The following is a 22,112-nucleotide window of genomic DNA, read 5'->3' on the forward strand; positions in this document are numbered from 1 at the left end:
CTATCAGTTGATTCTTGGAATGTCAACAAAGCTGACGTATTGTGATCCGCAGTATCGCGGGAGGGCCGCATGGCGGAAGGGTTGCAACCTCAGCTTGGGCAAAGTCTGCTTTTCCTGACGGATGAGCAGTTGCGCAAAGGGATTGAGGCGATGTTTTTCGCCTATCGCGGGTTCACCGCCGACCCCGACCGCATTTTGGCGCAAAAGGGATATGGGCGCGCCCATCACCGGGCTATCCACTTTATCCATCGCAGCCCTGGCACAACGGTGAACAACCTTCTGTCCATCCTCGGCGTGACAAAACAATCGCTCAATCGTGTGTTGCGCACGTTGATCGAGGACGGTTTGGTAGAGAGCACCGTGGGCACCCGCGACAAACGCGAACGCCATCTGCACCTGACAGGGGACGGGGCAGTGTTGGAACGGGCCCTGTCGGACGCGCAGCGGGATCGGATGCGCGCGGCCTATCGCGCGGCAGGTCCGGCAGCAGTGGCTGGATTTCGGCAGGTGCTTGAGGCAATGATGGATGAAGAGACGCGCCACCATTACGAGGCGATGAAGGATAGACCTGAATGAGTGTTGATGATGCCCACCTTTTAATTGTTGACGATGACGAACGCATTCGGGGCCTGTTACAGAAATTCCTGATGCGCTCTGGCTTTCTGGTCAGTACGGCCCGCGACGCCGCCCATGCCCGCAGGGTCCTGTCGGGGCTGGAGTTTGATTTGATCGTGCTGGACGTGATGATGCCGGGCGAGGACGGCATGGCGCTCTGCCGTGATCTGCGCAAGTCGATCACCACACCGATCATGTTGCTGACAGCTAAGGGCGAGACCGATGACCGGATTACGGGGCTTGAGGCCGGGGCGGATGATTACCTCGCCAAACCGTTCGAGCCCAAGGAATTGCTCTTGCGGATCAACGCGATCCTGCGCCGCGTACCCGCGACCGAGCCAGCGGTGGTGCTGCCGAAGGTCCTGAACCTTGGGCCTGTCCGCTATGACATCGAACGTGGCGAGATGTGGCAGGGCGACCAACTGGTGCGCCTGACCGCGACCGAAAGCCAGTTGATGCGTATATTTTCCGGTTGCCCTGGTGAGGCCGTCACCCGCGCGCGTCTGGTCGAGGAACTCAGCCGCTCTGGCGGGCAGACCCAGGAACGCGCGGTGGATGTGCAGATCACAAGGCTCCGCCGCAAGATTGAGGCTGACCCGAAACAGCCACGCTACCTGCAGACGGTGCGCGGCGCTGGCTACATGCTCGCACCGGAATAAAGCCTGCGTGGGCTGTCTTCTCGCGGCTCGGTGACCATGATTTGAGTCAATTACACGCTCGGTCTCTGATGCTATCCTAACTACATCAGTTGCCTTGGCGGAGGCAGTTGGCTCACTCAAGATCATGCGTCTTCGCCATAGCTCTGCGCTGATAGGAAGGCGGGTCGATATGTCGACATATGGGTCACATTCCTGGCAAGCGGATCTTGCGATGGAGCGTCCACCAGGAGCGTTGCCATTGGTGCACCTTATCGAAAAGTGCACAAGCTGCGGCGACTGCGTTGCGGTCTGTCCGGTCTATGCGCTTCTTCTGGACGGGGCGGGGCTTCCCTATTTCGTGGACAAGGCGGCATGCACAAAATGTGGCCTTTGTGCCGATATCTGTATTCATGGTGGCATATTGCTGACGGAAGAAACCGCGCGTGGGCTTGCCGCACAAAAGCGCAACGCGTCAGACCTTAAGGTCATACGCGCGTAGCTTTGGCCCGGTGCCGCATGTTTTGCGGCTGGTCCTTGATCAATCCTGTTGTACTTGCTGCTGAAAATGGGTTCTCTGCGCCCCATGACGACAGCTTTGATCACACATGACGATTGCTACGACCATGTCACGCCACCCGGCCACCCGGAGCAGGTGGCGCGGCTAGATGCGGTTTTGGGGGCGCTGAAAGACTTTGATCTTGAGCGCGTGAAAGCACCGCTCGCGGCAGAGGATGACCTCTTGCGCGTGCATCCCAAAGCGCATGTGGATGCTGTTCGGGCGGCGGCACCCAGCGAAGGGTGGCGGTCGCTCGATGCGGATACGCATATGTCGGTCGGTAGTTTGCAGGCTGCCTATCGCGCAGCCGGCGGTGTTGTGCGGGCGGTGGATATGGTGATGGGCGGCGAGGTGGCAAATGCCTTTGCTGCCATGCGCCCACCTGGCCACCATGCGGAACGCGAGACGGCCATGGGATTCTGCTTCTTCGGGAATGTCGCGATCGGGGCTAAACATGCGCTCGACCATCATCGGCTTGAGCGTGTGGCGATTGTCGATTTTGACGTCCATCACGGCAATGGCACACAGGATTTGGTAGAGGATGATCCGCGGATCCTCTTTTGCTCCACCCATCAATCACCGCTTTACCCCGGCACTGGCGCCGCGCACGAAACTGGCGTTGGCAATGTGCTGAACGTGCCGCTGCCTGGCGGCATGGGGTCAAAGCCGTACCGCGATGTGATGGAACGGGTGGTGCTACCGCGCGTCGATGCCTTCGCTCCGCAACTTCTGCTGATCTCTGCCGGATTTGATGCACATCGCGATGATCCTTTGGCGGGCATGGAACTGACGACCGAGGATTTCGGCTGGGTGACCGGGCGTTTGTGCGATCTGGCCGACAAACACTGCGCGGGCCGGGTGGTATCGACGCTCGAAGGGGGCTATGACCTGCCCGCATTGGGCGCATCAGCCGCCGCGCATTTGCAGGTGTTAGAGGAGAGAGGCCGATGAGCGACATTGATCAAATGAGCTTTGAGGACGCGATCAAAGAGCTTGAAACGGTCGTAGGTCAACTGGAACGCGGTGACGTGGCATTGGACGAAAGCATCGCCCTTTACGAACGCGGCGCGGCCCTGAAAGCGCGGTGCGAGGCCAAGTTGAAAGAGGCGGAAGAGAAGGTCGCGAAGATCACCCTCGGCGAAGGGGGGGAGCCGACGGGTACGGCCCCGCTGGATGGCTGACATGACGATCCGCATCGCCGCCCTTGAACGCCGCCCTTTGCAAGACGCCATGGCACAAGCGGCCAAGATCGCTGAAGCGCGCATCGGCTTTGCGCTCAGCGGGCTCGACGGTGTTGTACCCGAGGCGATGCTCTATGCGGTGACAGGTGGCAAAGCGCTGCGGTCCTTTCTTGCGCTGGAGACGGCACGGCTCCACGGGATCAACCCCGCCTCAGCAGCGGGTGCTGCTTCGGCGATTGAGGCGATCCATGCCTATTCGCTGATCCATGATGACCTGCCGTGTATGGATGATGACGATCTGCGGCGCGGCCAGCCCTCGGTTCATAAAAAGTGGGATGAGGCGACTGCCGTTCTGGCAGGCGACGGCTTGCAGGCGCTGGCTTTCGAATTGCTGATGCAGGCCGAATGCGCACCGCGCGCCAAACTGAACCTTGTGATCAGCCTTGCCAATGCGGCGGGCATTCGCGGCATGGTCGGCGGGCAGGCGGCGGATATCGCAGCGGAACAGGCTGTTCAGCCACTGTCCCTTGACCAGATCATGGACCTGCAAGCCGGCAAAACCGGGGCGCTCATCGGTTGGTCGGCCCTTGTCGGCCCGCGCTTGGCCGAGGCAGAGCGTGAGCCGCTCTCGATCTACGGCGCGAATCTGGGCCTCGCCTTTCAGATCGCGGACGACATTCTGGACATCACCGGCGATGCAGACGCGATGGGCAAGGCCGTGGGCAAGGATGCGGCGGCGGGCAAGGCGACATTCGTGTCACATCTCGGTCTCGATGGGGCAAAAGGCCGCGCGGCGGAACTGGTGGCAGAGGCCTGCGATGGGCTATCTCCTTACGGTGACGACGCAGAGACGTTGAAAGAGGCCGCGCAATTCGTGATTGCGCGCACGCATTGAGAAAGGTCGCCATGTCAGACCAACCCCATACCCCCATCCTCGACCGTGTGAAGACGCCCGACGATATGAAGGACATGTCGGATGGCGAGTTGCGGCAACTGGCTGATGAACTGCGGGCCGAGACGATTTCTGCTGTTTCGGTGACAGGCGGGCATCTAGGGGCCGGGCTTGGTGTTGTGGAGCTGACGGTCGCCTTGCATGCGGTCTTCGATGCGCCCAAGGACAAGATCGTCTGGGACGTCTCGCATCAATGCTACCCGCACAAGATCCTGACAGGCAGGCGCGACCGCATCCGCACCTTGCGGATGGAAGGCGGCTTGAGCGGTTTCACCAAACGCTCTGAGAGCCCCTATGATCCGTTCGGCGCGGCCCATTCCAGCACGTCGATCTCGGCGGCTTTGGGCTTTGCCGTGGCCCGCGATCTGGGCGGCATGGGCGGTGACGCGATTGCGGTGATCGGCGATGGCGCGATGTCGGCGGGCATGGCTTATGAGGCGATGAACAATGCCGGGCATCTGGGGAAACGCCTGATCGTGATCCTCAACGACAATGAGATGTCGATTGCCCCGCCAACAGGGGCGATGTCGTCCTACCTGTCGCGCCTCTATGCCGGTGAGCCGTTTCAGGAATTCAAAGCCGCCGCCAAAGGGGCCGTTTCCCTGTTGCCCGAACCTTTCCGCGAAGGCGCCAAGCGGGCGAAAGATATGCTCAAGCATATGACCGTCGGAGGGACGTTGTTTGAGGAACTGGGCTTCTCCTATCTCGGCCCCATCGATGGGCATGATATGGAACAGTTGCTGTCCGTCCTGCGCACGGTCAAAGCCCGCGCCGATGGCCCAATCCTGATCCACGCGATCACGAAGAAGGGCAAGGGCTATGCCCCGGCCGAGATGGCGAGCGACAAGGGCCATGCGACAGCCAAATTCGACGTTATCACGGGCAAGCAGAAAAAGGCGCAAAGCAACGCGCCCTCTTACACGTCCGTCTTTGCCGATAAGCTGATCAAACTCGCAGCCGATGACCCCAAGATCTGCGCGATCACGGCGGCCATGCCGGACGGCACGGGCCTCTCGAAGTTCATGGAGCGTTACGCGAGCCGCTGTTTCGACGTCGGCATCGCCGAGCAACACGCGGTAACATTTAGCGCCGGTCTCGCCGCTGGCGGCATGCGCCCCTTCTGCGCGCTTTACTCAACCTTCCTGCAGCGCGGCTATGATCAGGTGGTGCATGACGTGGCCATCCAGCGCCTGCCGGTCCGCTTCGCCATCGACCGTGCCGGTCTTGTCGGTGCCGATGGCGCCACCCATGCCGGATCATTCGACGTTGGTTACCTCTCAAACCTGCCCGGCTTTGTCGTGATGGCCGCAGCGGATGAAGCCGAATTGGTCCACATGGTCGCCACCGCCGCTGCTTATGATGACGGCCCCATCGCCTTCCGCTTTCCCCGCGGCGAAGGTGTGGGCGTCGAGATGCCGGAAAACCCCGCAACGCTGGAAATCGGCAAGGGTCGGATGATCCGCGAGGGCAAAGAGGTCGCGATCCTGTCCTTGGGCACCCGCCTGCAAGAGGTGATGAAGGCCTGCGAAGCGCTGGAGGCGAAGGGTATCACACCAACCATCGCCGATGCGCGCTTTGCCAAACCGCTCGACCGCGATTTGATCCTGCAACTCGCCACTGAACATGACGCCCTGATCACCATCGAAGAGGGCGCCGTAGGTGGCTTTGGCAGCCACGTGGCGCAGTTTTTGGCGGATGAAGGCGTCTTCGATCACGGGCTGAAATACCGCTCCATGGTCCTGCCCGACATCTTCATCGATCAGGCCAGCCCCACCGCCATGTATAACGTGGCCGCCATGAACGCAGAGCACATTGAGGCAAAGGTTCTGGAAGTGCTGGGTGTCGCAAGGCTGGAGAAGCGGGCATAGTGAACTGGAGAGTTTTTTTGAAGCGGATTGCTAATCGTAGAGAAAAGACTGGCCGACGAAAGAGAAGTTCCGGTATTCTCTCCGCGCTACCACGACAAAAGAAGCTCTGGTAGCTGCTCGATGTCTTACCTTTTCGAAGATTGACGACCCTAAGGTCTTTTCTTAGGTTACGGGTTCACTGAGACCGGTGAACCCTGTCGGCCAACGCGCGAGTCCTCAACAAGGAGCCTTTGATGGCCGAAGTAGCAGTATATTTCGTTAGGCTTTTTGGTGACGAAAACACCGGTAGCACTCAAATGCGCGGTCATGACCTCTTTGAACTCGTTGAGCCGTATATGGGTCCCAATCTCAGTGCTCGACAAATTGTAATGCCTACAGCAAAGCATCGTATTGCGCAGCGCATTTGGGCGCGAGTGGTTCCGCGAGATGCCATTTATTTTTTGACAAAGCGGGCTCTCGAGAGAATTGACCCGGAGGCCGCCCACATTCTGAAGAGCAGAGCGAGGGCCGTATGCTTCGACTATGTCGATGGCGATCTTCAGCGCATCCGGTCGGAGTTTGCCGACATTCATGTTTGCACATCTTATGCTCAGGAGAAGGCAATAATTAGACTTCAGTTGGAAGGACAATTCGCGCCTGGCCCCACTTGTGTCATTTTACATAATGCCAGTGCAGATCTCACAAATATGAAATCCAAGCCAGCATCAAGTTTTTCAACAGCATATGTTGGTACAATTGCAATGACAGAGATCCCAGAGGTTCTACAGAGCGAAGTACAGATTATTGATGCAAGCAGTACGAAGGATTTCAAGAAGAGCTTGAACCGTCTGTCTCAGTTTTCGCTGCATTATTGTTTCCGACGAAGCAAGGAGAAATCGGACGGAATAATCAAGCCCTTTACAAAGGGAGTAACTGCAGCGATGTGTTCATCAAATGTTATAACAAGCCGTAAAGTCTGGGACGCTGAAGCGCTATTAGGATCAGATTATCCATACTTGACCAACGATAACTCAGAAGAAGAAATCCTGCAGGCTTTCGAGATGGCAAGGTCCTCCTTCGGAACAAAAACGTGGCAAGATGCGCTACATGCTGTAGGCCAAATCAAAGAGTTGACGTCTGGACCTGCTCTAGCGCAGGCATTCAAGGATATGTCACGCATAGCTGGAGTTGCATGAAATGTCGCTTTTCAAGAAACGCGCCACCAAGGGTGAAATTGAGCAGGATCCGAACTATCCGGTTGTTGATGGATTACACTACTTGAAAGTATTGGCTGGAATTGAAGATCGGCTAAACCCGGATTTGTATCTTGAAATCGGATCACGTACGGGTTCATCGCTTATATCTAGAGGATGTAGCTTTATAGCGATTGACCCAGTTTTCAATTTAAAATCAAGCGACTTTCAGAGCGCCGGTGATATGTACTTCTTTCGTAAGACTTCTGATGATTTCTTTGAATCTGAGTTTCTGATGAGAAATTCTCTGGTGCCTGATCTGGCATTCATTGATGGAATGCATCATTTCGAGAATGCACTGAAGGACTTTATGAATTGCGAAAGAGCGATGTCGAGAGATGGTATCATCTGCTTTCATGATGTTGTACCGTTCAATGCAGAAATGACTACTCGAGACGAGAATTACTTGAGTGTCGGAACGGCCTGGACAGGTGATGTCTGGAAAGTCGTGCCGGCATTAAAGAAGTACCGTCCAGACCTGAAGATTGATGTATTAAACGCCAACCGTACTGGACTATGCTGCGTCTCTGATCTCAATCCTGAAAGCAGTGTTCTTGAAGAGCACTTTGATACCATTGTTGAGGAGTTTGTGCCGATAGATCTCATGGAGGCAGGGCCGGAGAGCTATTTTGGTAAAATTGATTTGCGTGACCCTAAGGCTTACCTTGCTGAGCTTTCCTCGCAGCGGTGAGCACAGCGGGATATCTGCTGCCTCGGCTAAAACAAACCGCTCAATTGTTCACTCTCGATCCTCCAAACGCGCCTCAATCGCCTCCAGTTTGCGCATCACCTCGTCGCGGTATGCATCAGTCGCGGCGTTACCCTCTTCGGCGTGGGCATCCTGCATGGAGTTTACGATCAGGCCCACAAGCAGGTTCACGACCGCGAAGGTTGTCACCATGATAAACGGCACAAAGAAGACCCAGGCATAGGGGTAGACATCCATCACCGGGCGCACGATGCCCATTGACCAGCTTTCCAACGTCATGATCTGAAACAGCGTATAGCCCGACCGACCCAGTGTGCCGAACCATTCGGGAAAGCTTGCCCCGAAAAGCTTCGTCGCCATCACAGCACCGATGTAAAAGACAATCCCCATCAAAAGGAATACCGACCCCATGCCCGGCAAGGCGGTCACGAACCCCTCGACCACGCGGCGCAGTGATGGGACGACCGAGATTACGCGCAAAACCCGCAGGATACGCAGGGCGCGCAGAACCGACAGGCCGCCATTGCCCGGCACCAGCGATACGCCGACGATGATGAAATCAAAGATGTTCCAGCCACTGCGGAAGAACGCGAGCCTTTGCGCAAAAAGCTTCGCAACAAGTTCCACCACAAAGATGGTCAGGCATACACTATCCAGAAAATGGATCAGCGGACCGGCCTGTGCCATGATTGATGCCGATGTCTCCATCCCCAGAATGATGGCGTTGAAGATAATCACGCCGACGATGAAGTTCCGAAACCAGCCAGTGTCGATCAGTTGGGCGGTTCTCTCGCGAAGTGTCATTTGATTTGCCTCTGCTCACAAGCGCCCCAGATATGGGAGGTTTCCATCCCGGCAGCAAGTGCTTCGGTCGACGCAAGGTCATTGTGGACGCAACCTGCCCTTGCAGGCCATCCTGCGCTGAAAGAGTGAGCATTTCATGACCTTACGCCCTGTTCTGATTTTCCGCTGGATCGCTTTTTTGTTGGCAGCAGGCTATTGCCTGCGCACGCTTTTCTTTGGTGGTTGGGACGGTTTCGGTGGACCGTTTCGCTATCTGACGATCTGGGCCCTCTTCTGTTCGTTTTTTGCCTTCAGCCGGATGATGGCGATTGAGGAAGGGCGGAGCGACGCACGGTGGGACGGCTTTGTCTGCATGACGGCTGTCATCAACACCATGGTCGTGTTTCTCTACTGGCGGCTTTACTTTGCCGATCCGACATCGGTGACTAACAACGGGCAATTGCGCGCCTGGTCGCTGGAGCTTTATCTGCACGGGCTTGGCCCGCTTTTGCAGGTGATCGACACGCTCTTTATTCATCGCGCCTATCGGCGGCTTGGTGCGGCGTTTGCCTGGCTGATCGGGGTGATCTGCCTTTATGTGGCCTGGGCTGAACTGGTCGTGCAGCGCTTTAACGACGCACCCGAGGGGATGGTCACAAGCGGCTTGCCCTATCCGTTTCTCAACAACCTCGAACTGGCTGAGCGGGCAGTGTTTTACTGCTCTAACCTCGCTGTCGGTGCAGGTGTCTTGCTGATCTACGCGGCCATCGCCTGGGGCTTCAGGCGCCGATTTCCTGCGCCAGCAATGCTTTGAGACCTGATTTGTAGTCAGGATAGAGCAGTTCTACCCCCAACTCATCCTTGATCCGGTCGTTCCGCACCTTCTTGCTTTCCGCATAAAAGCTGCGCGCCATAGGCGTCATCTCGGCAGTCTCATAATCAACCGACGGGGGGATGGGCAGGCCAAGGAGTTTCGCCGCATAAGCGATCACATCCTGCGGCGGGGCGGGGTCATCATCGCAGACATTATAAGCTGCACCCGGATTGGGTTTGGCGATTGAGGCCGCCAGCACCCGCGCAATATCGGCCACATGGGTCCGGCTGAACACCTGCCCCGTCTTGATGATCCGCCGCGCCGTGCCGTTGCGCACTTTCGAGAAAGGCCCGCGTCCGGGGCCGTAAATACCCGCAAGCCGGAAGATATGTAGGGGCAGGTCGGGGATGGACGCCCAGGCCGTTTCCGCCTCTACCCGCGCAATACCGCGTTTTGTAGCGGGGGTGAGGGGTGTGTTTTCATCCACCCACCCGCCCTGATGATCGCCATAAACCCCGGTTGTAGAGAGATACCCAACCCATGCGAACTGCCCCGCACGCGCGGCAATCTCATCCCGCAGCTCCGCCAAAACCGGATCACCGTCTGCGCCAGGCGCGGCAGAGATCAATACATGCGTGGCCGCATTCAAAGCCGGGACCATGTCCGCCCCCGGCCAAATCCGCGGCTCAATCCCGTCGGCCATCAGCTTGGGCGCCTTATCCTCTGATCGGGTGGTACCTATGATGCGCCAATCCCGCGGGAGCAGCAGACGGGACAGGGCCATGGCGCTGTAGCCGTGCCCGAATGAAAGCAGTGTCTTTTCCATACTGCCCGTGGTGACGCAGTGTTTGGGATTGCGCAAGCCTCTGATATCACCGGCTCACGGCTAAAGATCCCAATGTCAACGATGCGTACGCCCCGAAATCTGCCGAGGACATGAAGGCGCTTTATGGGACTTGGTCTTTAAGCCACGGCACCAGCTTTTATAATGGTCAGGGTTGTCAGCTACCACGCGAGGTTGCGGCGGGAACCGGCTTGGCAGGCGCTTTTTTGCATGCTGCTGGTTTGGCAGTTATTGACGGAATCGATCTGTCGGAAGACATGCTGTGTGTCGCAGGCAAGAAGGGGTGCTATCGCGGACTGGTCACTGGGGACGTCACCAAATCGTTGCAGTTGAGCGATGCACCCTATGCCGGGATTGTCGGTGCGGTAACAATCACGTTTGGCCAGTTCAGCCCCTAGGTGTTGTTGCATCTGTTCACATTGCCGCAACTGGTGCGGTCTTCGCGATTTCGGTCAATGCGCAGCATTTTAGCGAGGCGAATTTCAACGGCTTTCTGGATGATTTCAGCCGCCAGAGTGCCGATCTGAAAACCCGCGAAGTGAGAATCCATGACGACCGCGCGGATGAAGAGCATCGGAGTGGTACTGCGCAGCTTGTTACCTTTCGCACCCGTTGACCGGCCTCACCCAGCGTAGTCCGATCCTTCCCAATTTAGGATGGCCTTCAACTCCGCCAGATGCCGCGCGTCTTGCTTGGGGTAGCCTTCCAGCTCTTGCGCCGTCTTCTCGGCCACCTCGTCCGACAGGACTCGCAGCGGCATGCCCGTTTGCAGCGCACGGATATAGGTCGCGCAGGCGCGTTCGAAATATTACATTCGGTTGAAGGTCTCGGCCAAGGTCTCACCAATCACCAGCACCCCATGATTGCCCATGATCATTACCCGCTTTATCGGATCGTCAAAGAGAGCCGCACAGCGCTCCACCTCTTCCTCAAACGGCGACCCACCATAACTCTCGTCAATCACGTAGCGATTGAAGAAGGTGCGGCCGTTTTGATCGATGGGCTGCAACCGGCTATCCTGCAGCGAGGCGAGGACTGTCGCAAAGATCGAATGAACATGCATCGCGCAGCGGGCATGCGGTACGAGCCGATGAATACCGTCACGCAGTCCCCAAGCGGTCGGGTCCGGCGCGTCGGGACCCGCCAGTGTCTCGGGTTCATTGGCATCCACAACAATCAGATCGCTCGCCTTGATCCGGGCAAAATGCATCTGGTTGGGGTTCATCAGACACCGTGTCCCATCATCATCGATCGCCAGGCTGAAATGGTTCGCCACAGCCTCGTGCATGTTCAGCCGCGCGGTCCAGCGAAACGCCGCGGCCATATCCACACGTTCGGCCCAATGGTCAGATTTCCGACCGGTTTGTTCATACCCGCTCCCTTGGATTTGCCCATCGCCCGCGCTAATGATGGCGCAAACACCCAACAAAGGAAGACGTCATGGCCTTCACACCCGCCAAATGGCCACGCAAGCTGCGATCACAGGAATGGTTTGGCGGCACATCGAAGGACGCGATCTATCACCGGTCCTGGATGAAGAACCAGGGGTTGCCTGCTGACCTGCTTGATGGTCGCCCGGTAATCGGTATCTGCAACACATGGTCCGAACTGACCCCCTGCAACGCCCATCTGCGTGATCTGGCCGAGCGGGTGAAATTCGGCGTCTACGAGGCTGGCGGCTTGCCCGTCGAATTCCCTGTCTTCAGCCCTTCCGAAAGCACGATCCGCCCTACCGCAATGCTCTACCGCAATCTCTGCGCCATGGATGTGGAGGAGGCGATCCGCGCCAAATGCATCGACGGGGTCGTGTTGCTCGCGGGCTGTGACAAGACTACGCCCGCGCTGCTGATGGGCGCGGCCTCGGTCGATCTGCCCGCCATCGTCGTCTCTGGCGGGCCCATGCTGAACGGCTATTTCCGGGGTGAAACGGTCGGCTCCGGCACGCATCTTTGGAAATTCTCCGAAGCCGTCCGCGCAGGCGAGATGACGGCGGAAGAGTTTGTGGAGGCAGAAGCCTCCATGTCCCGCTCCCCCGGCTCTTGCAACACCATGGGCACGGCCAGCACGATGGCGTCGATGGCAGAGGCGCTGGGCATGGCGCTGTCCGGCAATGCGGCCATTCCAGCCGTCGATAGCCGTCGCCGCGCGATGTCGCATGTCACCGGCAGACGCATTGTGCAGATGGTCAAGGACGACCTGAAGCCCTCCGACATCATGACCAAACAGGCGTTCGAAAACGCGATCCGCACCAATGCGGCCATCGGCGGGTCCACCAACGCTGTCATCCACCTGCTCGCCATGGCAGGGCGGACCAGGGGCGTCGATCTGAGCCTTGATGATTGGGACCGGCTCGGGCGCGACGTGCCGACAATCGTCAACCTCATGCCTTCGGGCAAATACCTGATGGAAGAATTCTTCTATGCCGGTGGCCTGCCCGTTGTGATCAAGAGGCTGGGCGAGGCGGGTCTGTTGCACAAGGATGCTCTGACTGTCTCAGGCGGGTCGATGTGGGATGAGGTCAAGGATGTCCAGAACTGGAACGAAGACGTCATCCTGCCCGTCGAAAGGGCGCTGACCCAATCGGGCGGCATCGCTGTCTTGCGCGGCAACCTCGCCCCCGGTGGGGCGGTGCTGAAGCCCTCTGCCGCGACGCCGGATCTGATGAAACACAAGGGCCGCGCTGTCGTTTTTGAAGATATCGACGACTACAAGGCACGCATCAACGACGATGATCTGGATATCGACGAAACCTGCGTGATGGTCCTGAAAAACTGCGGCCCACGCGGCTATCCGGGTATGGCTGAGGTCGGGAATATGGGGCTGCCGCCCAAGATCCTGAAGAAAGGGATCACCGACATGGTCCGCATCTCGGACGCTCGGATGTCGGGTACAGCGTTCGGCACGGTCGTTCTGCACACGACGCCTGAGGCGGCGCGCGGCGGCCCGCTCGCCATCGTCCAGAATGGCGACATGATTGAACTGGATGTAGAAGCGCGGCGAATTCATCTGGACATCACCGATCAGGAACTGGACGACCGGCTATCGAAATGGAGCGCCGAAGCCTCCGGCGCAAACCCCCGCCCCGAAAGCGGCTATGCGATGCTCTACCACGACCGGGTCATGGGAGCCGACACGGGCGCCGATTTCGACTTCCTCGTTGGGTGTCGCGGTAACGCCGTGGGCAAGGAAGCCCACTGATGACGCCCATTTGCCTTGTGGGCATCGGCAAGATCGCGGTGGACCAGCACGTGCCCGCGATCAACGCCAGCGATGACTGGGAATTGGCGGCGACCGTCAGCCGCTCCGGCAAGGTCGAGGGCGTCCCCGCCTTCACCGATTTCGACCGGATGCTGGCCGAGACAGACATTCCCGTCATGTCGCTCTGCCTGCCACCGGTTCCGCGCTACGCCTATGCGGCCAAAGCCATAGCGGCAGGGCGGCACGTGATGTTGGAAAAGCCACCGGGGGCAACGCTGGCAGAGGTGCAGGCGCTGCAGGATATGGCGGCCAAGGCGGGCGTTACGCTCTATACAACATGGCATAGCCGCATGGCACGCGGCGTTGCGGCGGCGAAGGCCTTACTCGCGGACAAGGCTGTGACCGCTGGCCAGATCACTTGGAAAGAGGATGTGCGCCGCTGGCACCCCGGACAGGACTGGGTGTTCGAACCGGGCGGTATGGGCGTTTTTGATCCTGGCATCAACGCACTCTCAATCCTGACAGAAGTGCTGCCCGCCCCGGTCCATCTGCAATCGGCGAGCCTATCATTTCCCGCAAACCGGCAGACCCCCATCGCTGCCGACCTGAGCTTTACCGGGGGCATCACAGCCGCCTTTGATTGGCGACAAGAGGGAGAGCAGACTTGGGAAGTCACTCTACAGGCGGGCGATGACAGTGTGCATCTGCTGGATGGCGGCAACCGCTGTGTGATCAATGATCAGGACGCGGCCCCCTCCGATCTCGACGAGTATCCCGCGCTCTATGCCCGGATGGCCCAACTGATCAGAACGGGCGCCTCGGATGTCGATCTGTCGCCGATGATCCATGTCGCCGATGCTCTAACTTTGGGCAAGCGGATCGCCGTTGATCCCTTTCATTTCTGATCTGACCTGTACGTACAGGATCTGTACAGCTTCTGTACGGGTTCTATACGCCGTTTTCGCCGCGTTCATAAACTGCCAAAAATTTACCGTTTGATAAAAAATAATTCTGTGGCAGGCTAAAGCATCGGAAGCCACGACAGGGATCGCTCATGTCCAGCCCCCAGAACACTCAGATGACGCCCGGCATTGTTGCGGGACGCTTGCCCACCGAGACTTTGGCCGAGAATTTTGATGATCTGCACGCGCCTCTCGCCCCGCATGAGGCGACAGTCGCTGCCGATCGCTGCTATTTCTGCCATGATGCGCCCTGTGTGACGGCCTGCCCGACCGACATCGATATTCCCTTGTTTATCAGGCAGATCAGTACCGGCACGCCCGAGGCTGCGGCCAAGACAATCTTTGATCAGAACATTCTGGGCGGCATGTGCGCCCGCGTCTGCCCGACCGAAGACCTCTGCGAACAGGCCTGCGTGCGCGAATTGGCCGAGGGCAAACCGGTCGAGATCGGGCGCCTGCAACGACACGCGACCGACACACTGATGGCAAAGCAAAGCCATCCCTACGAACGGGCGCCTGAGACCGGCAAGAAAGTGGCCGTGGTTGGCGCGGGCCCCGCTGGCCTGGCCTGCGCGCACCGCCTCGCGATGTATGGTCATGACGTAACAATCTACGACGCCGCCGACAAGCCCGGCGGGCTGAACGAATTCGGCATCGCCGCGTATAAAACGACGGACAATTTCGCCGCTGCGGAAGTGGATTGGCTGCTAGGTATTGGCGGCATCACAGTCAAATATGGCATGCGGCTGGGTGAAAATCTGTCTTTGGACGACCTCGTCGGCTGCTTCCCGGCGGTCTTTTTGGGCGTCGGCCTAGGCGGTGTGAACGCCCTGCGTGCGGTCGGTGAAGATAAAGACGGCGTGCGTGACGCTGTTAATTTTATCGCAGATCTACGACAGGCCAGCGACCTCACAACCCTCCCTGTCGGACGCGACGTGGTAGTGATCGGCGGCGGGATGACCGCCGTTGACGCCGCTGTGCAATCGAAGCTTTTGGGTGCGCAAAATGTCACCATCGCCTACCGCCGCGGGCGCGACGCGATGAGCGCCAGCCGCTACGAACAGGACCTCGCCGCTTCCAAAGGCGTAAACCTGGTGTTCAACGCTCAACCCGTCGCGATCCACGGAAATGGTGCAGCGCAAGAGATTGAGCTGGAATACACAAAAGATGACGGAAGCGGGCTAAAAGGCACGGGCGAGACCACGTGCCTGAAGGCTGATCAGGTGTTCAAGGCGATTGGTCAAACACTGGAAACCGATGGCGGCCTGACGCTTGATGGTCGCAAAATTGCCGTCACCGGCGCGGGCCGCACCAGCCGCGCCGGCGTCTGGGCTGGTGGCGATTGTGCGAGCGGCGGTGACGACCTCACCGTGACCGCAGTCGCCGAAGGACGCGACGCGGCTGAAGACATTCACAACATGCTCATGTCGTAAGGTGGGTCTTGACCCACCCGACCGGAAGGAGAGTTAAATGGCTGATCTAACGACAGAATTCCTCGGCATCAAATCACCCAACCCATTCTGGCTGGCCTCTGCCCCGCCGACGGATAAGGAATATAATGTCCGCCGCGCGTTCGAGGCCGGTTGGGGCGGCGCGGTGTGGAAGACGCTCGGCGTGGAAGGCCCTCCGGTCGTGAACGTCAACGGCCCGCGCTACGGCGCTATCTATGGGGCAGACCGGCGGTTGTTGGGTCTGAACAACATCGAACTGATCACTGATCGTCCGTTGGAGACCAATCTGGAGGAGATCACGCGGGTCAAGGCTGACTATCCCGATCGAGCGATGATCGTGTCGATCATGGTGCCCTGTGAAGAGGACGCCTGGAAAGCGATCCTGCCCCGCGTCGCCGAGACGGGTGCCGATGGGATCGAGCTCAATTTCGGCTGCCCGCACGGGATGTCCGAACGCGGCATGGGCTCTGCCGTGGGGCAGGTGCCGGAATACATCCAGATGGTCACTGAATGGTGCAAGAAGTACTACGATAAACCGGTAATCGTGAAGCTGACGCCCAACATCACCGACATTCGTAAACCGGCTGCGGCAGCGAAGGCCGGTGGTGCAGATGCGGTGAGCCTGATCAACACGATCAACTCGATCACCTCCGTCAACCTCGATACGATGTCGCCAGAACCCTCAATTGATGGCAAAGGGTCCCATGGCGGCTATTGCGGCCCGGCCGTCAAACCGATTGCGATGTCCATGGTGTCCGAGATTGCGCGCCACCCGGAAACCCACGGCCTGCCGATCAGTGGAATTGGCGGGATCACGACGTGGCGCGATGCGGCAGAGTTCATCAGCCTCGGCTGCGGCAATGTGCAAGTTTGCACGGCGGCTATGACCTATGGGTTCAAGATCGTGCAAGAGATGATCAGCGGCCTGTCGCAGTGGATGGATGAAAAGGGTTACACATCTGTTGAAGAGGTCGTTGGCCGCGCCGTCCCCAATGTCACCGATTGGCAATACCTGAACCTCAACTACGTCGCCAAGGCCAGGATCAGCCAGGATGACTGCATCAAATGCGGGCGCTGCTATGCGGCATGTGAAGATACCAGCCACCAGGCAATCGCGATGTCAGAGGACCGCACCTTCTCCGTCATCGACGAGGAATGCGTGGCCTGCAATCTCTGCGTCGACGTCTGCCCAGTGGACGGCTGCATCACCATGGAGCCGATGAAGGCCGGAGAGGTCGATCCGCGCACGGGCAAGGTGGTGGAAAAGGAATACGCCAACTGGACGACGCATCCCAATAATCCAGGGGCTGTAGCCGCTGAATAGTCAGGGCGTCAGTAGCTTCTCGTAGAGCGTTTCAAGAAAGACAGCCGCTCCATCATAGGGCGGCTTGTCGCCCAGGACAGCACGGACCTGAACGTCAAAATCCGCATAGTGCTGGGTGAAGGCCCAGATCGAAAAGATCAGGTGGTGTGGGTCGATATCGGCAATTTGGCCCTCCTCCGCCCAGCCGCTGATGATTGCCGCCTTATCATCCACCATGGTTTTGAGATCACCCCGCAAGATGTTATGGATCCGCGGCGCGCCCTGCAGGATTTCATTTGCAAACAGTCGGCTTTCACGCGGATAGTCCCGGCTGAGGGCCAGCTTGCGCTGCGCATAGCCGAGGATTTCTTGAATAGGATCGCCTGTCGGATCGAGCGCCTGAAGTGGGGCCAACCAGTTTTCCAAAAGCCGCTCCAGCAATGCAGTGTGCACTGCCTCCTTTGATGGAAAGTAGTAAAGCAGATTGGGCTTCGACAGTCCGGCCGCTTCCGCAATTTGATCCAGCGTCGACCCCCGAAACCCGTATTGCGAAAACACCTCCAACCCGGCATCAAGGATCGCCGATCTGTTGCGTTGCTGGATCCGGGTGAGCGTTTTGGTCATAGCTTTCCTTTGCTCAAAATGCAGGCGTCTTGCCTTCGCATGGGCGCAACTGCTGCCTTTGGTTGCATCTGCTCGCAATTGATGCGGAGAACTTGACTGCCGCCCCCCCTCTGTTAGCGTTGATTTGACCAACTGGTCAAACCAAGACTGCCCTAGCCAACAGGAGAGAGCCATGGCCGCACCGGGAGAGAACCTGCGTATCAACGGGGAACGCCTGTGGGACAGCCTGATGGAAATGGCCAAGATCGGCCCCGGTATCGCAGGTGGCAACAACCGCCAGACCCTGACGGATGAAGACAGTGAAGGTCGTCACCTGTTCCAGAAATGGTGTGAGGATGCCGGCTGCACGATGGGTGTCGATGAGATCGGCAACATGTTTGCCCGGCGCGAAGGAACGGACCCGGATGCGCTGCCTGTCTATGTCGGGTCGCATCTGGATACGCAGCCCACGGGTGGCAAATATGACGGGGTCTTGGGGGTACTCGGCGGGTTGGAGATTCTCCGCACGCTGAATGACCTCGACATTAAGACTAAGCACCCGATTGTCGTAACGAATTGGACGAATGAGGAAGGCACGCGCTACGCACCTGCCATGCTGGCCTCGGGCGTTTTTGCGGGTAAGCATGAACTCGAATGGGCCTTTGACCGTGTCGATGCCGACGGCAAACGCTTCGGCGATGAACTGGAGCGGATCGGCTGGAAAGGCACCGAAAAGGTGGGCGACCGTAAGATGCACGCCTTCTTCGAACTCCATATCGAACAGGGCCCAATCCTTGAGGCTGAGGGCAAGGATATCGGCGTCGTCACCCACGGGCAGGGCCTGCGCTGGATCGAATGCACGGTGACCGGCAAGGAAAGCCATACGGGCTCAACGCCCATGCATATGCGCAAGAATGCGGGCCGTGGCCTCGCCCTGATCACCGAACTGGTCCACGAGATCGCGATGAAGAACCAGCCCAATGCGGTGGGCGCCATTGGCCATATCGACGTCTACCCCAACAGCCGCAATATCATCCCCGGCAAGGTGGTCTTTACCGTCGACATGCGGACCCATCTTTTGGACAAGCTGAACGGGATGGTCGATGAATTGATGGAACGCGCCCCGAAGCTCTGCGAAGAGATCGGGGTGAGTTTCGAGGCCGAGATCGTCGGCCAATTCGACCCGCCCGCCTTTGACGAAGGTTGCGTGAAGGCCGTGCGGAACGCTGCCGAGCGGCTGGGCTACAGCCACATGGATATAGTATCAGGTGCTGGGCACGACGCCTGCTGGATCAACGACCTCTACCCGACATCCATGGTCATGTGCCCCTGTGTGGACGGGCTGAGCCACAACGAAGCCGAAGAGATTAGCCCCGAATGGGCGCGTGCGGGGACGGACGTGCTGTTCCACGCGGTGGTCGAGACGGCGGAGATCGTGGGGTGACGTCCGCGCTTGACTACGACCTCGACGAAAGAAGAGCGATCAAGCTGTTGGAAGGCATCCGAGGCGAGATTTCGTTAGAGATCTACCAATCGTCGCTGGCCTTGATTGCGAATGGCGAGTGGGAGCTCGCGCTATCCCGAGCGCTTCACTTCGCACTGGAAGACGGGCCCTTGAATGATCTTACTGCAATCACCGCGATTCTGCCGATCATGAGGTCTACGGGAGCCGATACTGACCGTACTTTACTGGAATTGCTAAAGAAGTCGCGTGCGGTTTCGAAATAGGGAGACACCAATGACCAAAGTCATCAAAAACGGCACCATTGTCACGCATGATCTGACCTACAACGCCGACGTCCTGATCGACGGCGGCAAGATCATTGAAATCGGCCCGGATCTGAAAGGGGACGAGGAGCTCGATGCAACCGGCTGCTATGTCATGCCCGGCGGCATCGACCCGCATGTGCATCTGGAGATGCCGTTTATGGGCACCTATTCCAGCGATGATTTTGAATCCGGCACTCGCGCGGGTCTTGCGGGTGGCACAACCATGGTCGTCGATTTCTGCCTGCCCAATCAGGGCGAAAGCCTGCTCGACGCAATCAAGCGCTGGGACAACAAATCGACACGCGCCAATTGCGATTACTCCTTCCACATGGCCGTCACCTGGTGGGGTGAGCAGGTGTTCAACGACATGGAAACTGTCGTGAAGGACCGGGGGATCAACACGTTTAAACACTTCCTCGCCTATAAGGGCGCGTTGATGGTGAATGATGATGAGCTGTTTGCCAGCTTCAACCGCCTGTCCGAACTGGGGGCCATCGCGATGGTCCATGCTGAAAACGGCGATGTGGTGGCCGAGATGACGGCGAAACTTCTGGCCGAGGGCAATACGGGGCCGGAAGGGCATGCCTATTCCCGGCCATCCCAAGTCGAGGGCGAGGCGACCAACCGCGCCATCATGATCGCCGATATGGCGGGCGTGCCGCTTTATGTGGTGCATACCTCTTGCGAAGAAGCGCACGAGGCCATCCGCCGTGCGCGTCAGCAGGGCAAGCGCGTTTGGGGTGAGCCGCTGATCCAGCATTTGACCCTCGATGAATCAGAATATTTCAACAAGGATTGGGACCACGCCGCCCGCCGCGTCATGTCGCCCCCGTTCCGGAACAAGCAGCATCAGGATAGCCTCTGGGCTGGATTGCAGGCGGGGTCACTGTCGGTGGTGGCGACGGATCACTGCGCATTCACGACTGAGCAGAAGCGGACGGGCGTGGGCGATTTCTCAAAAATCCCGAACGGGACTGGCGGGCTTGAGGATCGGATGCCGATGCTCTGGACCCATGGGGTAAAGACCGGGCGGCTGACGCCGAACGAATTTGTCGCCGTGACCTCGACCAATATCGCGAAGATCCTGAACTGCTATCCCAAGAAGGGCGCGGTGCTGGTCGGCGCCGATGCAGATCTGGTGGTCTGGGATCCGGAGAAATCCAAGACGATCACGGCGGACAGCCAACAATCGGCCATCGACTACAACGTGTTTGAAGGGAAAGAAGTGACTGGCCTGCCGCGCTTTACCCTGACGCGGGGCCATGTGGCGATCCATGACGGAGAGATCCGGACGCAGGAGGGCCACGGGAAATTTGTCGCGCGCGAGGCGAATACGCCGACAAACAAGGCGCTGAGCAGGTGGAAAGAACTGACCGCGCCGATGCCAGTGGAGCGGACAGGTATTCCGGCGACTGGGGTTTAAAGGCTAAAGATAATTACGTGCACAAGCTCTATTTCAAAGAGGATAGCGGCATTTGGTTGCGCAATGTCAGCTTTGCCGAGTTGGTTGAGCAGTTGATCGTCCGCGCCGGTCACAACGCCCGATCGACTGCTGAACACGAGGACGTCAACAAACTGTCGGATATGTACACCAATGGTGAACTATGGAACGGGCGCTGTTTTGATATGGCGGAAGACCTGAAGGAATTGAAGTTGCCGGAATTCTGGTCTGATCAGCTCTATCAATTAGCCGAGGACGTGTTGGATGGGCGGGTCGGTGTCGATTTTGAGAACGGGCGTAGGCTTAGCCTAATTTTTGGCGGTTACGCTTGGTCCAACTTCTTTGGCTTGAGAGCGCGCGAAGAAGGACGAGTAAACTAGATGAGCAGTGTTCCCGTCATTTCGGCAAACGGCCTCAACCTCACGTTCCAGACCAATGACGGCCCCGTCCACGCGCTCAAGGACGTGAACCTCGACATCGCGAAGGGTGATTTCGTCAGCTTCATCGGTCCCTCGGGCTGCGGAAAGACCACATTCCTCCGCTGCATCGCGGGGCTGGAAAAGCCTACCGGCGGTGAGATCACCGTCAATGGCATGACCCCGGATGAGGCGCGGCGGGCGCGGGCTTATGGCTATGTGTTTCAGGCAGCGGGGCTTTATCCCTGGCGGACGATTGGGGGGAACATTCGCCTGCCCTTGGAGATCATGGGGTTTTCGGAGGTCGAGAAGAAAGAACGCGTGATGCGGGTGCTGGAGCTTGTCGATCTGGCGGGGTTTGAGAAGAAGTATCCCTGGCAGCTTTCGGGCGGGATGCAACAGCGGGCGTCCATTGCGCGGGCCTTGGCCTTTGACGCGGATATCCTGCTGATGGACGAACCATTCGGTGCGCTGGATGAGATTGTGCGCGATCACCTCAACGAACAGCTTCTTGACCTTTGGGCGCGGACGGAGAAGACGATTGGGTTTGTGACCCACTCGATTCCGGAGGCTGTGTATCTGTCCACCAAGATCGTCGTGATGTCCCCGCGACCGGGGCGGATCACGGATGTGATCGACAGCCCTTTGCCGAAAGAGCGGCCTTTGGACATTCGCGATACGCCGGAATTCATCGAGATTGCGCACAGGGTGCGTGACGGTCTGCGGGCGGGGCATGTGGATGCGTGAGGATCGCCTCCGGCGGGAGTATTTTTGGC

The 22,112-nt window shown here is 58.5% G+C and carries 24 protein-coding genes and 1 pseudogene; 20 read left to right on the forward strand and 5 right to left on the reverse strand.

All coding sequences use genetic code 11. The features are described from left to right. Positions 1-69 precede the first annotated feature (69 nt). The 9 genes from SLH49_RS00080 to SLH49_RS00120 all read left to right on the forward strand — a co-directional run bounded on the left by SLH49_RS00080 (position 70) and on the right by SLH49_RS00120 (position 7,733). A complete protein-coding gene (locus SLH49_RS00080; RefSeq protein WP_320267149.1) occupies positions 70-576 on the forward strand; it encodes a MarR family winged helix-turn-helix transcriptional regulator in 507 nt (168 codons plus the stop codon). After that, positions 573-1,274 carry a response regulator gene (locus SLH49_RS00085; protein ID WP_320239586.1) on the forward strand — a complete coding sequence of 234 codons (702 nt, stop codon included), beginning with the start codon at positions 573-575 and terminating at the stop codon, positions 1,272-1,274. The genes SLH49_RS00080 and SLH49_RS00085 overlap by 4 nt, the downstream gene beginning before the upstream one ends. A 169-nt stretch (positions 1,275-1,443) precedes the next feature. Then, positions 1,444-1,752 carry a 4Fe-4S binding protein gene (locus tag SLH49_RS00090; RefSeq protein WP_320267150.1) on the forward strand — a complete coding sequence of 103 codons (309 nt, stop codon included), beginning with the start codon at positions 1,444-1,446 and terminating at the stop codon, positions 1,750-1,752. A gap of 84 nt (positions 1,753-1,836) precedes the next feature. Beyond that, on the forward strand, positions 1,837-2,760 hold the full coding sequence (locus SLH49_RS00095) for a histone deacetylase family protein (RefSeq protein WP_320267151.1): 924 nt from the start codon (positions 1,837-1,839) through the stop codon (positions 2,758-2,760). Further along, positions 2,757-2,990 carry an exodeoxyribonuclease VII small subunit gene (locus SLH49_RS00100; RefSeq protein ID WP_320239583.1) on the forward strand — a complete coding sequence of 78 codons (234 nt, stop codon included), beginning with the start codon at positions 2,757-2,759 and terminating at the stop codon, positions 2,988-2,990. Before SLH49_RS00095 ends, SLH49_RS00100 begins: the two co-directional genes overlap by 4 nt. Beyond that, positions 2,983-3,885, forward strand: a complete 903-nt coding sequence (locus tag SLH49_RS00105; RefSeq protein ID WP_320267152.1) for a farnesyl diphosphate synthase — start codon at positions 2,983-2,985, stop codon at positions 3,883-3,885. Before SLH49_RS00100 ends, SLH49_RS00105 begins: the two co-directional genes overlap by 8 nt. Before the next feature lie 11 nt (positions 3,886-3,896). Continuing rightward, on the forward strand, positions 3,897-5,810 hold the full coding sequence (gene dxs, locus SLH49_RS00110) for a 1-deoxy-D-xylulose-5-phosphate synthase (protein WP_320267153.1): 1,914 nt from the start codon (positions 3,897-3,899) through the stop codon (positions 5,808-5,810). 233 nt (positions 5,811-6,043) lie between these two features. Next, on the forward strand, positions 6,044-6,985 hold the full coding sequence (locus SLH49_RS00115) for a hypothetical protein (RefSeq protein WP_320267154.1): 942 nt from the start codon (positions 6,044-6,046) through the stop codon (positions 6,983-6,985). Position 6,986: 1 nt separating this feature from the next. Next, positions 6,987-7,733 carry a class I SAM-dependent methyltransferase gene (locus SLH49_RS00120; protein ID WP_320267155.1) on the forward strand — a complete coding sequence of 249 codons (747 nt, stop codon included), beginning with the start codon at positions 6,987-6,989 and terminating at the stop codon, positions 7,731-7,733. A 48-nt stretch (positions 7,734-7,781) separates the two neighbouring features. Here SLH49_RS00120 and SLH49_RS00125 read toward each other — a convergent pair whose 3' ends face one another. Next, positions 7,782-8,555, reverse strand: a complete 774-nt coding sequence (locus SLH49_RS00125) for an ion transporter (RefSeq protein ID WP_320267156.1) — start codon at positions 8,553-8,555, stop codon at positions 7,782-7,784. Between the two features lie 136 nt (positions 8,556-8,691). Here SLH49_RS00125 and SLH49_RS00130 point away from each other — a divergent pair, with 136 nt between their 5' ends. Continuing rightward, positions 8,692-9,348, forward strand: coding sequence for a hypothetical protein (locus SLH49_RS00130; RefSeq protein WP_320267157.1), 657 nt, complete (start codon positions 8,692-8,694; stop codon positions 9,346-9,348). Here SLH49_RS00130 and SLH49_RS00135 read toward each other — a convergent pair. Further along, the gene (locus SLH49_RS00135; RefSeq protein ID WP_320267158.1) at positions 9,314-10,174 is read right to left on the reverse strand and encodes an SDR family oxidoreductase; all 861 of its coding nucleotides are present in this window, start codon (positions 10,172-10,174) and stop codon (positions 9,314-9,316) included. The two genes, SLH49_RS00130 and SLH49_RS00135, sit on opposite strands and share 35 nt — an antisense overlap. Positions 10,175-10,383: 209 nt before the next feature. Between SLH49_RS00135 and SLH49_RS00140 the strand changes: the two genes are divergently transcribed. Further along, complete coding sequence (locus SLH49_RS00140) at positions 10,384-10,590, forward strand: hypothetical protein (RefSeq protein WP_320267159.1); 207 nt, start codon at positions 10,384-10,386, stop codon at positions 10,588-10,590. On the opposite strand, the gene SLH49_RS00145 is transcribed toward SLH49_RS00140, so the two are convergent. Together SLH49_RS00145 and SLH49_RS00150 are read right to left on the reverse strand one after the other, a co-directional pair. Continuing rightward, positions 10,587-10,766, reverse strand: coding sequence for a hypothetical protein (locus SLH49_RS00145; RefSeq protein ID WP_320267160.1), 180 nt, complete (start codon positions 10,764-10,766; stop codon positions 10,587-10,589). The two genes, SLH49_RS00140 and SLH49_RS00145, sit on opposite strands and share 4 nt — an antisense overlap. 48 nt (positions 10,767-10,814) lie before the next feature. Further along, positions 10,815-11,579: pseudogene (locus tag SLH49_RS00150) on the reverse strand (class II aldolase and adducin N-terminal domain-containing protein). A 53-nt stretch (positions 11,580-11,632) separates the two neighbouring features. Between SLH49_RS00150 and araD the strand changes: the two are divergent. From araD to preA, 4 genes are all read left to right on the forward strand, one after another. After that, complete coding sequence (araD, locus tag SLH49_RS00155) at positions 11,633-13,390, forward strand: L-arabinonate dehydratase (protein ID WP_320267161.1); 1,758 nt, start codon at positions 11,633-11,635, stop codon at positions 13,388-13,390. Continuing rightward, positions 13,390-14,295 carry a Gfo/Idh/MocA family protein gene (locus tag SLH49_RS00160; RefSeq protein WP_320267162.1) on the forward strand — a complete coding sequence of 302 codons (906 nt, stop codon included), beginning with the start codon at positions 13,390-13,392 and terminating at the stop codon, positions 14,293-14,295. The genes araD and SLH49_RS00160 overlap by 1 nt, the downstream gene beginning before the upstream one ends. Positions 14,296-14,444: 149 nt before the next feature. Further along, positions 14,445-15,785, forward strand: coding sequence for an NAD(P)-dependent oxidoreductase (locus SLH49_RS00165; protein WP_320267163.1), 1,341 nt, complete (start codon positions 14,445-14,447; stop codon positions 15,783-15,785). Between the two features lie 37 nt (positions 15,786-15,822). Beyond that, positions 15,823-17,127, forward strand: a complete 1,305-nt coding sequence (gene preA / locus SLH49_RS00170) for an NAD-dependent dihydropyrimidine dehydrogenase subunit PreA (protein ID WP_320267164.1) — start codon at positions 15,823-15,825, stop codon at positions 17,125-17,127. Here preA and SLH49_RS00175 read toward each other — a convergent pair whose 3' ends face one another. Beyond that, the gene (locus SLH49_RS00175; RefSeq protein ID WP_320267165.1) at positions 17,128-17,730 is read right to left on the reverse strand and encodes a TetR family transcriptional regulator C-terminal domain-containing protein; all 603 of its coding nucleotides are present in this window, start codon (positions 17,728-17,730) and stop codon (positions 17,128-17,130) included. It abuts the gene before it with no gap. Between the two features lie 172 nt (positions 17,731-17,902). Here SLH49_RS00175 and SLH49_RS00180 point away from each other — a divergent pair, with 172 nt between their 5' ends. Genes SLH49_RS00180 through SLH49_RS00200 form a run of 5 tightly spaced genes read left to right on the forward strand, consistent with a single transcriptional unit; the run spans position 17,903 to position 22,083 of the window. Continuing rightward, complete coding sequence (locus SLH49_RS00180) at positions 17,903-19,153, forward strand: Zn-dependent hydrolase (protein WP_320267166.1); 1,251 nt, start codon at positions 17,903-17,905, stop codon at positions 19,151-19,153. Continuing rightward, positions 19,150-19,437, forward strand: a complete 288-nt coding sequence (locus SLH49_RS00185; RefSeq protein ID WP_320267167.1) for a hypothetical protein — start codon at positions 19,150-19,152, stop codon at positions 19,435-19,437. Before SLH49_RS00180 ends, SLH49_RS00185 begins: the two co-directional genes overlap by 4 nt. 10 nt (positions 19,438-19,447) lie before the next feature. Continuing rightward, positions 19,448-20,902 (forward strand): dihydropyrimidinase, encoded by a 1,455-nt coding sequence (hydA, locus tag SLH49_RS00190; protein ID WP_320267168.1) that lies wholly within the window; start codon positions 19,448-19,450, stop codon positions 20,900-20,902. Further along, positions 20,839-21,300 carry a hypothetical protein gene (locus SLH49_RS00195; protein WP_320267169.1) on the forward strand — a complete coding sequence of 154 codons (462 nt, stop codon included), beginning with the start codon at positions 20,839-20,841 and terminating at the stop codon, positions 21,298-21,300. Before hydA ends, SLH49_RS00195 begins: the two co-directional genes overlap by 64 nt. Continuing rightward, a complete protein-coding gene (locus SLH49_RS00200) occupies positions 21,301-22,083 on the forward strand; it encodes an ABC transporter ATP-binding protein (RefSeq protein ID WP_320267170.1) in 783 nt (260 codons plus the stop codon). Positions 22,084-22,112 lie beyond the last annotated feature (29 nt).

Source organism: Cognatiyoonia sp. IB215446 (assembly GCF_033963825.1).
Lineage (GTDB): Bacteria > Pseudomonadota > Alphaproteobacteria > Rhodobacterales > Rhodobacteraceae > Yoonia.